Annotated in this window: 8 protein-coding genes; 7 read left to right on the plus strand and 1 reads right to left on the minus strand. The window is 46.7% G+C overall.

The genetic code is table 11. From position 1 onward, the window contains the following. Positions 1-43 precede the first annotated feature (43 nt). Positions 44-490 carry a tellurite resistance TerB family protein gene (locus tag V6C93_RS12770; RefSeq protein ID WP_349262697.1) on the plus strand — a complete coding sequence of 149 codons (447 nt, stop codon included), beginning with the start codon at positions 44-46 and terminating at the stop codon, positions 488-490. A gap of 171 nt (positions 491-661) precedes the next feature. On the opposite strand, the gene egtD is transcribed toward V6C93_RS12770, so the two are convergent. Beyond that, positions 662-1,690 (minus strand): L-histidine N(alpha)-methyltransferase, encoded by a 1,029-nt coding sequence (gene egtD, locus V6C93_RS12775; RefSeq protein WP_349262698.1) that lies wholly within the window; start codon positions 1,688-1,690, stop codon positions 662-664. Between the two features lie 1,266 nt (positions 1,691-2,956). Here egtD and V6C93_RS12780 point away from each other — a divergent pair. The 6 genes from V6C93_RS12780 to V6C93_RS12805 all read left to right on the plus strand — a co-directional run. Next, the gene (locus tag V6C93_RS12780; RefSeq protein WP_333477038.1) at positions 2,957-4,168 is read left to right on the plus strand and encodes a response regulator; all 1,212 of its coding nucleotides are present in this window, start codon (positions 2,957-2,959) and stop codon (positions 4,166-4,168) included. Between the two features lie 87 nt (positions 4,169-4,255). Beyond that, the gene (locus V6C93_RS12785; RefSeq protein WP_333477039.1) at positions 4,256-4,621 is read left to right on the plus strand and encodes a response regulator; all 366 of its coding nucleotides are present in this window, start codon (positions 4,256-4,258) and stop codon (positions 4,619-4,621) included. Between the two features lie 107 nt (positions 4,622-4,728). Further along, positions 4,729-5,298 carry a chemotaxis protein CheW gene (locus V6C93_RS12790; RefSeq protein WP_333477040.1) on the plus strand — a complete coding sequence of 190 codons (570 nt, stop codon included), beginning with the start codon at positions 4,729-4,731 and terminating at the stop codon, positions 5,296-5,298. A gap of 481 nt (positions 5,299-5,779) precedes the next feature. Beyond that, positions 5,780-8,680: a methyl-accepting chemotaxis protein gene (locus V6C93_RS12795; RefSeq protein ID WP_333477041.1), complete on the plus strand. Its 2,901-nt coding sequence runs from the start codon at positions 5,780-5,782 to the stop codon at positions 8,678-8,680. 179 nt (positions 8,681-8,859) lie between these two features. Further along, positions 8,860-12,756, plus strand: a complete 3,897-nt coding sequence (locus V6C93_RS12800) for a hybrid sensor histidine kinase/response regulator (protein ID WP_333477042.1) — start codon at positions 8,860-8,862, stop codon at positions 12,754-12,756. A gap of 191 nt (positions 12,757-12,947) precedes the next feature. Continuing rightward, positions 12,948-13,416 (plus strand): chemotaxis protein CheW (locus tag V6C93_RS12805; RefSeq protein WP_333477043.1); only part of this gene is annotated, 469 nt, incomplete at its 3' end.

Here is a 13,416-nt window from a genome sequence, read left to right on the forward strand (position 1 = left end):
GCACCATCCTAGTGGTAAATCTACATTCAAGGAAAAAACGAAAATGAGTCTATTTGATAAACTCTCTAGTGCTCGTCAACAAAGCCAAACAATCTTAGGGCCAGCCGAAGCCTTTGCAGCAATTGCCTTGATTGCAGTGGCGGCTGATGGTTATGCCGCAGATACTGAAGAGCAAGTGCTCATGACTTCTTTATCTCGAATGCAACTGTTCAGGAGCTATCCAGGCGATGTGTTGCAAAGAATGCTTGATCGACTCCTGAGTATTCTCCAACGTCAAGGTGCTGATACCCTGCTGGCTGCCGCCCTAGCCTCGCTTCCTCATGACCTCAATGAGACAGCCTTTGCCGTCACAGCTGATATTGTCTTAGCTGATGGTGAAGTGACAGAAGAGGAAGAAGAGTTTTTGAACCAGCTTCATCACAGCTTGGAGATACCCGAGGAAACGGCACTTAAGATTATTGATGTCATGTTAATTAAAAACCGAGGATAGCGATCGCGCATTTAACGGTAGTTCACCTAGTGAGTTCTTCAAAGCAAGTTGTAGGAGGCTGACTTTGTGGCGTAACGCATCGATGTTGATAAAAGAAAAGGCATCTGGTGGGTTACGGCTTCGCCTAACCCACCCTACTCCCTAATCAGCCCTATTGAGGCAGGTTGATGCTTACAGCTGACAGAGTATCAAGCCAAACCATTGTTTCGGGTCAGTCCAAACTTTGCGGGATGTTAAACCCTTTGCTTGAAGTTCCTGTTGCATGACATCCAGGTCAAATTTTCGGGAAATTTCCGTCATAATCGTTTCCCCTGCTTCAAATTTAACCGTGAGGTCAAGTGCCTCTAACCGAACAGTGTGCGCCTTCAAACACCGCAAATGCATCTCAATCTGATTGAGCGGCTCATTGTAAAATGCCCAGTGTTCAAACAGCTGAGTGTCAAAATTCCCCTCAAAACGCTGATTTAGATGCTTGAGCATATTGAGATTAAATTCAGCGGTTACTCCTTGGCTGTCGTTGTAGGCGTCTTCCAGCAACGATGTTGGCTTTTGTAAATCAACCCCTAGTAAAAAATACTCGCCCACTTTTAGAGCAGATTGAATCTGTGAAAAAAAGACATCACACTCTTGGGGTTTAAAATTGCCTAGCGTACTGCCTAAGAAAACAATCATCCGCGTCGGTAACTCAGTGGGTGTGAGCTGTTGCAGTGCCAACTCATAAGTGCCGACTAAACCCTGAATCTCAAGTGAGGGATAATCCAGCAGTAACTGCTTAGCACTACTTTCTAAGATTCCGGCACTGACATCAATGGGTACATAGCGTAATGGGTAGGCATGAGCTGCGTAAGCATCTAACAAAAGACGGGTTTTCGTGGAACTACCACTACCCAGTTCAACTAGTTCACAAGCACCCGTTATCCCAGTAATTTCACTCGCATAGTGGCGTAAAATCGAGGCTTCTGTCCGTGTTGGGTAATATTCGGGTAACTCACAAATCTGTTCAAACAGAATAGAGCCACGATCATCATAGAAATATTGTGGTGGTAGAGTTTTGGGAGTCTGGGTTAATCCTTGGATCACATCGCTACCGACGCTACTGACCTGGAGTTTGGGGTCTGAGGCAGCGCAGAGATTGACCAAGTCTTGGATCTGTAAGCGTTCCGTTTTTACAGAGTGGTGTTGATGGTCAGCTTGGCTAATGCCAGATGCACTCTGAGTTAAATTCCTCACGATTAATTTTCCCTAAAAAATTTCCTGACACCAAGGCGCAGACGGGCTCAACCCTTTCCAAGAGTTGAGAGCTAGCTTTACTCTACAGGAGAACCTGAGAAGTAGCCTAATTGACAAGTCAGCGATGTCAGCGTGCCAAAACTCAGTTTAGTACTCAGGGGTACGTGGAATCAGTTTCACTTTCGCCGCAGGCTGCCACCGATTGAACTGGGCATATAGATAGGTGAATGTTTTGAGCTTATCGAAAATTAACTCCGTAGCTTCTGCAAGACTCCTAGCGCTAGGCTCACGATGAGGCGACACTATATTCTGAGCGGCTGGCGCTAAGGTTCTCGTTGTGACCCTGCTTACAAAGGAGAATGTAAAAATCTAATTCGTGATTAAAAGATAGGAATACATTTCACAAATCATTCACATTTTGCATCTATATGATGAATGAATTTTTGAGGGAATGACTGTAATACATTTACTTTGATAGTAATACGATAATGGTTTTTTTGTGATACATATTGCTGGTATTGAATTGATGTCATAAAGATCTTGCAAGTATCACCAATAGACAATAAAACCTAGTGATAAATGCTATTTTTGAGTGTAATACAAGGAATATTTTTATCAGAGACAAAAACAATATATGCAGAGAATATTAACTTTTTCAACTCAGACTTAAGTGATTAGTGCATTTCTTCCTATCTATAGATAAGCTTATAAATTAGGTGGGTAGGTCTTATTGGTGAGCTTATCCGTAAATCTACGTAGAACCATTGAAATGATTTTACTCATTCATTGGGTTACATAAATTAATGGAAACAAAACGGGCGGATTCTAGAGAGAAACAGTGGAAACTTATAATAGAGGAAATTTTTGAAGTTAGCGCAGAGGATTGATAAAAGCCTTTAAAAGCAAACAATACAGATAAAAGATAAAGCAGTTATAAATTTATATGAGATTGAGAGACACAAATAAAAAAATAGACAATAATATAAAGAGAGCTAGAGAAATAAAACAAGCTGAATGCTGGGTGAGATAAGATGCCGCAACGTTTTCTGACTAAACCTAATATGCTTTAGTCTAAAGGTAAGTAGACGATATCTAACGGGCATCAAGTAGATTTAGAAATATTAGGTCACAGATCTCTGTATTCAGACTAGGTGCGTCTTCAGTTATTTAAAAGACCTAAAAGACTTTAGGTTTTAGTGTTTTGTTGGCCATTTAGTCCTGGAGATGATGTTAGTGATGGCTGTTAAAGAACTTCCTGCTTCTGCACCTCTTAGTCTGTTTACGGCATCGAAGCAAGTTCAGTTTCTGACAACCTTGAAGCGGATTCGCTTTAGCGGCAAGCTGGTGTTATCTGAAGTAGCAGGACAGGAATGGCTGTTGTTTCTCCACCTCGGTCGCCTCATGTATGCGACTGGGGGGATTCATCCAGTCAGACGATGGCAGAGGAATTTAGCCGCCTACTGTTCTCAGATGCCTACTTTGCGCTTAGCCCAAGAGCACGAGCTAGCGGGAATGGATACGACCACTGTCCCTCTGTGCTGGCAATATCAGCTCTTATCTGTATGGATTCAGCAGCACAAAATCACTTCTGAACAAGCCTCGCAAATTATTCACGGGGCGATCGCAGAAGTATTATTTGATGTAGCGCAGGCAAGGCGTGTCACTTATCAAATCCAACCGGATAACTCGTTACCAACGCCACTTGCCTTGATTGATGTAGACCAGGCGATCGCAGAAGTTGAGGGACTTTGGCACGTTTGGCATCATGATCGCGTTGCTGGTTATTCTCCGAATCTAGTGCCGATCATCAAGCAACCCGAACAACTTCACAAACAAACATCAGCGCCAGTTTACCAAAGCCTGACCAAGGTGTTAGACGGACAACGTACTCTCCGGGACTTAGCGGTGCAGCTGAAGCGGGATGTTTTGCAACTCACCCATTCCTTCTTGCCCTACATTCAATTGGGGCTGATTGAATTCGTCAGCATTCCCGACCTACCACTTCTAGGGGGTGGAAAAGTCTCTGAAAAACCTTCCACTCCTGTCGCTCATCAGGGGGCGCTGGTGGCTTGCGTCGATGACAGTCCTTTGGTGTGCCAAACGATGGAAAAGCTGCTCGTTGCAGCCGGTTATCGGTATGTCAGTGTGAGTGACGGCTTGCGAGCGATCGCAACCTTACTCGCTCGTAAGCCAGATGTGATCTTTTTAGATCTAGTCATGCCGAATACCAACGGCTATGAGATTTGCAGCCAGTTACGTAAGCTTGCGTGTTTTCGGGATACCCCCATTGTCATTTTGACTGGCAACGATGGCCTTGTGGATCGAGTTAGAGCCAAGCTTGTTGGAGCCTCAGATTTTTTGAGTAAACCCATCGATGCTGGCATCGTACTCAATGTACTTCGCAAGCATTTAGAGCAGGGTGTTCAAGGGTTGAAGGTTGAAGGTTAGAACCCATTCACTTGCTTCCCTTGCAAACCTACCAAGTTTCAACCCTTTATTAGCCACATTCTATTGTTCTTTAATGAGGTAAATATCATGGTTACTGCCCTAGTTGTTGAAGATTCCATGACCGACATGCAAGTGATCATCAGTTGCTTGCAACAAGGAGGCTTGAATGTCCTGACGGCTGACAGTGGTGAAGAAGCGATCGCCAAAATTAGCAGCCATAAACCAGATGTCATCGTCCTTGATGTTGTACTACCCGGTCGTAGTGGATTTGAAGTCTGCCGCGATCTAAAAGCTGAGGCTAATACCCGTAAAATTCCAGTTATTATCTGCTCAACTAAAGCAGGCGAGATGGATAAATTTTGGGGAATGAAACAGGGAGCCGATGCTTACCTCGCCAAGCCAATTGATCAAGAAGAACTAGTTCGCACAGTTAAACAGCTAGTTAAACGATAAGCCTGACAACACTCAATATCCAACTCTTGATTGGGGTGGGCATTGTCCACCCAACAAGAGAAGGTAAAAGTTCTATTTGGACAGCTTCTCAACTGGAGACCCCATCAATGTCCAACTCTCTATCAGTCCGCAATTTCTTTTCCATACCTGTCGCAAACCGATTAATCGAGTCTCTACCTTCTTCAAGTACCAGCGAACAGTTTTTGCGATTTCATCTTTTGCCCGATACGACAGCCCTCTTACCGATTCAACAACTCACGGAGGTGCTGACGATTCCCAAAGGTCAGATTGTGCCCATCTTTCAGATGCCCCCCTGGGTGATGGGTGCTTATAACTGGCGCGGTGAAGTTCTCTGGATGGTCGATTTAGGTCACTTAGTCGGACTCACTCCCTGGCACCAACAGGCAAATATTACTTCAGCTCATACTGCGATCGTGCTCCAGGCTCCTGCCAAAGAGTCAACGGACAGCAACCCGAAGAACGAAATGCTAGGGTTAGTCGTGAACCGTGTAGAAGACATCGAGTGGTGCAATCCAGATTGGATTCAATCACCACCGTCATCAACTGTAACTCCTGAACTGGTGCCATTTTTGCGGGGGTATTGGTTGAAATCAAATGGTGAAATGCTTGTGGTCATCGACGGTAAAGCAATTATGGTATCGATGCCTAAGCAATAAGTCTCGTAGGAAGTTGCGTTCAAGCTAGTAGTTAAGACAGACGCTCCAGATACGCAGAGGCGGAGACGGGGAGAAAATGAATCTACTACATTATGAATGCAACTTAGTATCCGGTCATTTTTTAGAGTGTTTCCTCACGAGTCTCTTTACAAATTAAACAAGCTTAAACCTTGAAAAGAGTTCGGTGCATCCCAAGTCGAAGCCACTCTAAAAACGCTATTACTCGACGACTTCTACAGCCTTTCCTTGTTGATGAGAGTAACGGGGAAGCTGTAGAGACGGATATCAAGTTTCAATTACATATTTACGGCTGTTGGTCAGAGAGTTAGCGATTAGCAACTCCTGACTAATGAGTCCTGAGGATTGGCGGAAAAGCAAGAGCTTTCAATCTAGCCATTCAACGAGGTTGACCTAAAACTTCGTAAGTTCGGTTTGAGCCACTCGCAACCACTGAATTATTTTTGATTATTGAGGTCGTTTCATGACACAGCTTTCTCCCAAACCCGGCTCTAAGTATAACTCTAATGGTCACAGCTCATACTCTAAAATCAATCATCCTGAAGACAGAAATTCATGGATTTCTTATTCACCGCCGACTCGCCAGATAAAATCATCCGTAGAATCCAAGACTCTGCAACTGCCCCAACTTGAAGAAATCGAGCTAATTGCTAAATCGAAAGGCAATCCGATCAAGAAGCTAAACATCTTGCGGTGGCTCTCTTCGAGTTTGCGAGTTAAAACCACAATCGCAGCCATTGCCATCAGTACGCTCCCAGTAATCACAATTGGAACAGTTGCCTATCTCACTACTAGCGGTCAAGCGCGACAGCAAGTGATTCAATCAGAACAAACTTCTCTTGCTGATATGAAAGATAAGATCTTCTACTTCATCAAGGAGCGAACTGGCGACCTTGAAACTCTCTCAAGCTTACCTATCTTCACCAACCCCAAGCTAAGAGAAACGTTCACGCGCGAGGCCAAAGATGAAGTCCTTGATCGCTTCTCTAGCACCTACAGCGTATACGACAGCATTGCCGTGTTTGATACGAGGGGGAATGTAATTGCCCAATCTAAGAGTGAACCTCTACCGAATCACTGGGACCGGGACTATTTTCAGCAGGTACTAAAAACAAATCGTTTGTTCATTACCGAACCCAGAATATCTGAAACTAGCCAGGGTGTTTATCTTTTCATCGCGGCTCCCATTAAGGATGAAGTCACGAACAAAACAATTGGTATTGCCCGCACCCGCATTCCCGTTAAATATCTCCGTGAAGTATTTAACCTCAATACTCAGCGGGGTCAAAAATTGTATGTGGTTGATGCTTCTGGCAAAATTGCTTCAGATGAGGATAACCAAACCGTTGGTAAAAAGATTGAGGAAGTATTTCCTACCCTCTTAACTCAAGTCAATCGAAAACAGCTTGAGGAGAAGGATACCACTGGGGAAAGTATAGTCGGACCTGCTAAGCATGGGTCAACCGCAGAGCAGGAGCTTCTAACTTACGGACTTGCTAACCGACTAAGACCTTTATATGGTCTTGACTGGTCTTTCGTGCTGACTCGTTCTACAGAGAGTGCCTTTGCCACAGAGACACAGTTACTCTGGACGCTGTTGTTGGGAACAGCTACTGCAACCTTAGCAGTGGGTGCGATCGCTGCTATCGTCGCTAACCGAGCTACACGCCCAATTTTGGAAGCCGCCGTCGCGGTAGAAAAAATTGGTCAGGGACAACTCGATACCCGTGTGAACATTCCAGGGGAAGACGAAATGGCTACCCTAGGCAGCAACATCAACGAAATGGCAGGTCAGCTGGCAATGTTCACACAAGAACAAGAACTTGCCGCCGAACAAGCTTTGTTGGTGGCAAAAGTAACCGGTTCGCGTGCGGAGAATACCAAAGACCTCGATGAATTGTTTAAGGACGTTATCGAGGAAGCCCGCAACATCCTTGATGTGGATCGGGTTATCATCTATCGCTTCAACCCAGACTTTAGTAGGTATATTTCAGCCGAATCAGTAGCAGCTGGTTTTCCCCGTGCCTTCAACAACAAAGCGGAAAACTCTTATCTTGCAGAGCTATCGGACGTAACTGACGCAGAGGACTTTGTCATCGCGATCGATAACATTGCTGAAGCCAATCTTCATCCCGATCACCTCCAGTTATTAGAACGCTGGCGAGTCCAATCCAAACTAGCTGTGCCAATTCTCCACGAAGGTCAGCCCTATGGTATGTTGGTTGCCCACCACTGTAAAGCTCCCCACGAATGGCAAGACGCTGAAGTCAACTTCCTCAAGCAGTTAGGCGCTCAGATGGGATTATCCCTAGACCGAGTCCTCCTCTTAGAAGAGACGGAAACACTCGCTGAGGAACAGCGCGAACTGAAAGAAGGATTGCAGAAACGAGCCTTAGAACTCTTGATGGAAGTAGACCCAATCAGTAAGGGAGATCTAACCATTCGGGCTAAGGTGACGGCAGATGAAATCGGTACGATCGCAGACTCTTACAATGCGATGGTGGGTAACTTGCGGAAAATTGTAGCCGAGGTGCAATCAGCCGCCAGCCAAGTCGCCAAGACAACTAGTACCAATGAACTCGCTGTTCAAGACCTATCTCTAGAAGCCTTGCGGCAAGCGGAAAAAATTGTGGCAGCCTTAGAGCGAGCCCAAGAAATGGCTCAATCGGTGCAACTTGTTGCTATCAGCGCCAAACAAGCTGAAGCAGCTGTGCAACAAGCCCAAGAAACGGTGCATGAAGGGGACACTGCCATGAACCGGACGGTTGAGGGTATTCTCGCTATTCGAGAAACAGTAGCAGAAACAGCAAAGAAAGTCAAGCATTTGGGTGAATCATCGCAAAAGATTTCCACCGTCGTTAACCTGATTAGTACCTTTGCTGCTCAAACCAACCTGCTAGCGTTGAACGCCAGTATTGAGGCAGCACGGGCAGGGGAAGAAGGACGAGGGTTCGCGGTGGTTGCAGATGAAGTGCGATCGCTAGCGCAACAATCCGCCGAAGCGACGATTGAAATCGAGAAGCTAGTCGCCGCGATTCAAGGGGAAACCAATGAAGTGGTTGCAGCAATGGAAGCAGGGACTGAGCAGGTGGTCATGGGAACGAAACTGGTGGATGAAACCCGCCAGAGTCTGAACAAGATTGCATCAGCCAGTAACCAGATTAATCAGTTGGTAGAAGAGATTGCCCAAGCCACAGTTGTGCAATCCCAAGCCTCTGAAGCCGTGACCGAAACCATGTCCGATGTAGCTGCGATCGCCCAAAAAACTTCAACGGGCGCATCCCAAGTATCGGAATCCTTTAAGCAACTCCTGGCAGTTGCCCAATCCCTTCAAGAAGACGTTGGTCAGTTCAGAGTCAGCTAATTGGTTGAAGGTTAACAGGTTGCAGGTTGCAAGTTACAGGTTGCAGGTTAACTAACAGGTTGCAGGTTACAAGGCGAGCAGGTGAGCAGGTGATCTGGTTCAACCTTTAACATTCCAACCTTCAACCTTTAACATCCAACCTTCAACCTTTAACATTCCAACCTTCAACCCTTAGAACTATGGCAATCAATCCTCATATCCGCGACCAAGCCTATCAGTTCTTCATCGAAGAGGCTCCTGAACTGTTGCAGATCATCGAAGCGCGTTTACTCACCTTAAGGCAGGAGAAGAACACTGCCAAAGTCCACGATTTAATGCGAGCCGCCCATTCCTTGAAAGGAGGAGCCGCCAGTGTAGAACTCGAAGCGATCAAAACCTTGGCTCATCGCCTGGAAAACATTTTCAAGGCACTCTACGACGAGACCGTAGAAATTGATAGTAACCTAGAAAGTCAACTGCTACAAGCTTACGATTGTCTGCGCCTGCCGTTAATGGAGCAGATTCAAACCGGTTACTTTGACGCAGAGCAAGCTTTAATTCTAGCCGAACCCATTTTTACCCAGATTGAAGATAGATTAGGAGACGCCCTCAACCAGGCTGATACCTATATTCCCAGCTCATCGGAACTAGGTATCGATATGGCTCAGTCTATCTTTGAAGTCGATGTGGGCGATGGATTGGAGCGTCTTGCCGCTGTTGTCGCCAATCCTCAAGAGTATGAGGTATCGGGAGAATTAAGAGCACAAGCTGAAGTGTTTGCGGGGTTTGCCGAGTTACTCAACCAGCCAGGGTTTGGTGCGATCGCACATACGGCCTTAGCTGCACTGGATGCTCACCCTGAACGGGCGTTAGCCATTACGCAACTCGCGCTGGCTGATTTTGAGTTTGCCAGACAAGCGATACTCGCGTCTCATGCACAAAGTACAAATAGCCAAAAAATTAGTCCTTCTGCTGCTCTAGTCGCCTTAGCTAACTCTGGTATTACTCAAGAGCCAGACTTCACAGCCATCCCTGCCACAGCGCCGATGGCTGATACTTCAGTTGTTGTTGAACAGACAGAAGAAACCGTTCCCTTGCTTGAGACTGTCTTGAGCATGGAGTTGGATGAAAATCTCCCAATCGCCCAAGTGCCGGAGGATATACAGAACTTTCAGCCTGACGGTGTACTAGAGGATATTTTTGCCAATATTAATGAATTCTTCCAGGAGAGTCCCACTGCTACAAACCTGCTAGGTGAGCAACAAAACGTTGAGCCTGACGGGGCGCGAGAGGAGTTCTTCACCCATGCTCCCCTATCCTTGGAGGAGAGTACTGCCGATACAGAGGTGCCGACTAATATACACAATGTTGAGTCAGCTCAGGCATTAGAGGAGATTGTTGTCCCAGTTTCCGAGTTCTTGAATGAATTACCGCCTGCGATCGAAGGATTAGAGGGTACACAAACCTTGGAGGGAGAAGGGGCACTAGCGGAGATTTTTGCCAATGCTCCCGAATTCATCGATGAGCTGGCAGCTAGCGAATTACCCCAAGATACACCAGCGATCGCAACTGAGGAAACACTAGAGGCAATTTTCGCTAATGCTCCCGAACTCATCGCTCAGCCTCCCGTAGTTGCCCAAGTTGCACCCGATACACAAACAGTGGAGGCAGAGAGAACGTTAGAGGTAACTAGCGTTCACCTTTGCGAAGAGTCGGTTGAGACTACGGCGCTCACAGCTGAAGCAGAGTTAGAGACTGATGCGCCAGACACGGCTGTGATTGAAGTCGAGTCTATTGAATCGTCCAGTCTGCAACTTGCAACCCCAGGCAACCTTGAAGAAGCGGCTCAATCCATTGGGCAGATTTTTGAGCAGCTACCACCAGTTGAAGAGATGCCTGCACTGACATCTCGGTTAAACCTTGCCAGGACAACAGAAACCAATCTTCCTGCTGCCGGTTTAGTCCCCACGTCTCCCATTCCCAGTGAACTATTACCAGCCTCCCCAGCTAGTTCGCTGACGAATTCACCTCAGCCAGAAGGTGAGCGCACATCGACAGACATCCGCCCAGGTAAAGCAGCTCCTGTTCCGACGCTCTCAGTGCGGGTTGACTCAGAGCGATTGGCACGGATGAATAACGTAGTGGGTGAACTCGCTATCAACCGTAATGGTCTTTCTCTGCAAAATCAGCAATTACAGAGATCGGTAAGAGAACTCCTAGATCGATTCTCCCAAGTGCAGAACGTCGTCGGTCACTTGCGGGAGCTATCAGACCAGATGCTCGTGGCTCCAGAACGCCATAACTACGAGACAAGTATACCTACTGTTAATCAGGTCGGAGAGCTCATCATTCGTCAAGGTGATTTCGATGCCCTAGAATTGGACCGATACGGAGTTCTCAACTCTCGCCTCCAAGGGTTGATCGAGGACATGGCGCAGTTGGAAGAAGCGGTTGATGATGTAGCACTATTCGCCAAGCAATCCAATCGCACGCTTGAGCAACAACGGCAAATGCTGACTCAGCTGCGGGATGAGTTGATGTGGGCTCGCATGTTGCCGTTGAGTGAAGTACTGAACCGTTTTCCTCGACTCTTACGCGATCTCTCCACGACATACCACAAATCAGTCAGCTTGCACTTAAGTGGTACGGGGGTGCTAGTTGACAAAGCCGCCTTGGAAAAACTTTATGACCCCTTGTTACACCTATTGCGAAATGCCTTCGATCATGGGATAGAATCTCCAGAGGTCAGGCGTCAGCAGGGGAAATCGGAAGAAGGTCGAATTGAAATTCGAGCGTATCATCAAGGCAGCCAAACCATCATTGAAGTGAAGGATGATGGTCAAGGGCTGGATATCGAAAGTATCGGTAGACGAGCGCTGGAAATGGGATTTTTGTCCCCTGAGCAACTGGCGAATACTCCCAACCATCGTCTGTTTGAATTCCTGTTTGAGCCAGGATTTTCCACCGCCAAGCAGGTTAGTGAACTGTCTGGACGAGGGGTTGGGTTAGATGTCGTGCGCTCCCAAATGCGATCGCTCAAAGGTAGCATTACCGTCGCCTCTTCACCAGGAGCGGGTACAACCTTTACGTTACGTCTACCCTTAACCCTAACGATCGCAAAATTACTCGTCTGCTTAGTTGGCTCGACTGCCATTGCCCTGCCGTCCGACAGCGTTGAGGAAATTGTCGTTCCTAAATCCGACCAAGTAAAAACAACCGGGGAACAGCGCTTTTTACGCTGGCGTGAACAAATTGTTCCCGCGTATCGACTGGGCGACATTTTGGACTATGCTTGCCCGTTACCAGACAGTTGCCCCAGTAAAGCCTTAGTCTCAGTCCCCTCTCCCTCAGATTGGGCATTGCCAATGCTGGTACTCCGGCAAGAGCAACAAGTTCTCGCTCTGGAAATCGATCGCCTAGTTACAGAACAAGAATTGGTGATTAAACCTTTCGGTTCTGCGATCGCACCACCTAGTTTTACTTACGGTTGCACCATTTTGGGGGATGGCAGTTTAATCCCTGTAATTGATGGTACGGTTCTACTCGATCAGCTTTTGGGTCACGATAGCGCAACAACACGAATCAGCACGGGTTCTAGGCCAATTACCTTAAGTCTAAACGAGAATGCCTCAATGAGCCATACCAAGGCTGGCTCAACTACGCATCATGCTCCTACCGTTCTAGTTGTCGATGATGCGGCAGCGCTGCGGCGAACCCTCGCCCTAACCCTAGAACGAGCTGGGTGTCGAGTCTTGCAGGCACGGGATGGACGAGAAGCGATCGAACAATTACGCCAAGGTTCATCAACAGTAAATCTCGTAGTTTGTGACATTGAAATGCCCAATATGAACGGCTTCGAGTTTCTCGGTCAGCGTCGCCAAGACCCTCAAATGTCGAACATTCCCGTAGTTATGTTGACCTCTCGCAGTAACGATAAGCATCGATGGTTAGCCATGCGTTTAGGGGCGACAGCTTACTTCACTAAGCCTTACCTTGAACAAGAGTTTTTAGCCGCCATCAAACACATTATTGATGAGAAGAAATCACAATCCATAATGGAGCCGTCACAAAATCCACTGCAACTACAAGGCTCATGATGGTTGAGGCTCAGGGCAAAAATAGCTAGGACGGGCAAGATGCCCATCCCACAAGAAAAAATGACTCTTGTGGGGTAGGCGTCCCGCCTGCCCCAGAATTTGATCACAAGCAATACTCTTCAACCTTCAACCTTCAACCTTTAACCTTCAAACCTTCAACCTTCAATCCCCAACTCATAACTAACAATCAAATGAACAACCTCTTAACTCAAAGAAAATCTAAAGCGACCGAGCTGAATAAATCCCGACAGATTACACCATCGCTAAAACTTATTGTTTTTAAGATTGGCAATCTCAACCTTGCCCTACGCATTGAATCTGTCTACAAAGTAGTCGATCGCACGCCTGTTTACAGTAGCGGACTCAATCATGTGGGGATTGCCCACATGGGCGATCGCGAAGTTACGGTTGTAGACCTGAATTGGCAATTTTTCAAAAGCAGTACAATCTCTGATTCCGGCGGTTATCTTGCGATCGTGCAAAGTCAAACAGGTGAATTCTATGGGATTCCTGTGGCAAACACTCCAGTCTTAATCGAAGTGCCCTTATCCATGTTCCGAGTTTTACCAGAATCCTATCGCCGTGCTGATACCTTAGAAGTCGCTAGCCATGTTGCTGTTATTCCACAGCAAGGAACACCCTTAACGATTTTTCTACTCG

Source organism: Allocoleopsis sp. (assembly GCF_036703385.1).
In the GTDB taxonomy this organism is placed as follows: Bacteria; Cyanobacteriota; Cyanobacteriia; order Cyanobacteriales; family Coleofasciculaceae; genus Allocoleopsis.

What these genes read in the sequence shown, in the direction of transcription:
- V6C93_RS12770 (WP_349262697.1), top strand. Translation starts at nt 44, where the DNA reads ATGAGTCTATTTGATAAACTCTCTAGTGCTCGTCAACAAAGCCAAACA.
- V6C93_RS12780 (WP_333477038.1), top strand. Translation starts at nt 2,957, where the DNA reads ATGGCTGTTAAAGAACTTCCTGCTTCTGCACCTCTTAGTCTGTTTACG.
- V6C93_RS12785 (WP_333477039.1), top strand. Translation starts at nt 4,256, where the DNA reads ATGGTTACTGCCCTAGTTGTTGAAGATTCCATGACCGACATGCAAGTG.
- V6C93_RS12790 (WP_333477040.1), top strand. Translation starts at nt 4,729, where the DNA reads ATGTCCAACTCTCTATCAGTCCGCAATTTCTTTTCCATACCTGTCGCA.
- V6C93_RS12795 (WP_333477041.1), top strand. Translation starts at nt 5,780, where the DNA reads ATGACACAGCTTTCTCCCAAACCCGGCTCTAAGTATAACTCTAATGGT.
- V6C93_RS12800 (WP_333477042.1), top strand. Translation starts at nt 8,860, where the DNA reads ATGGCAATCAATCCTCATATCCGCGACCAAGCCTATCAGTTCTTCATC.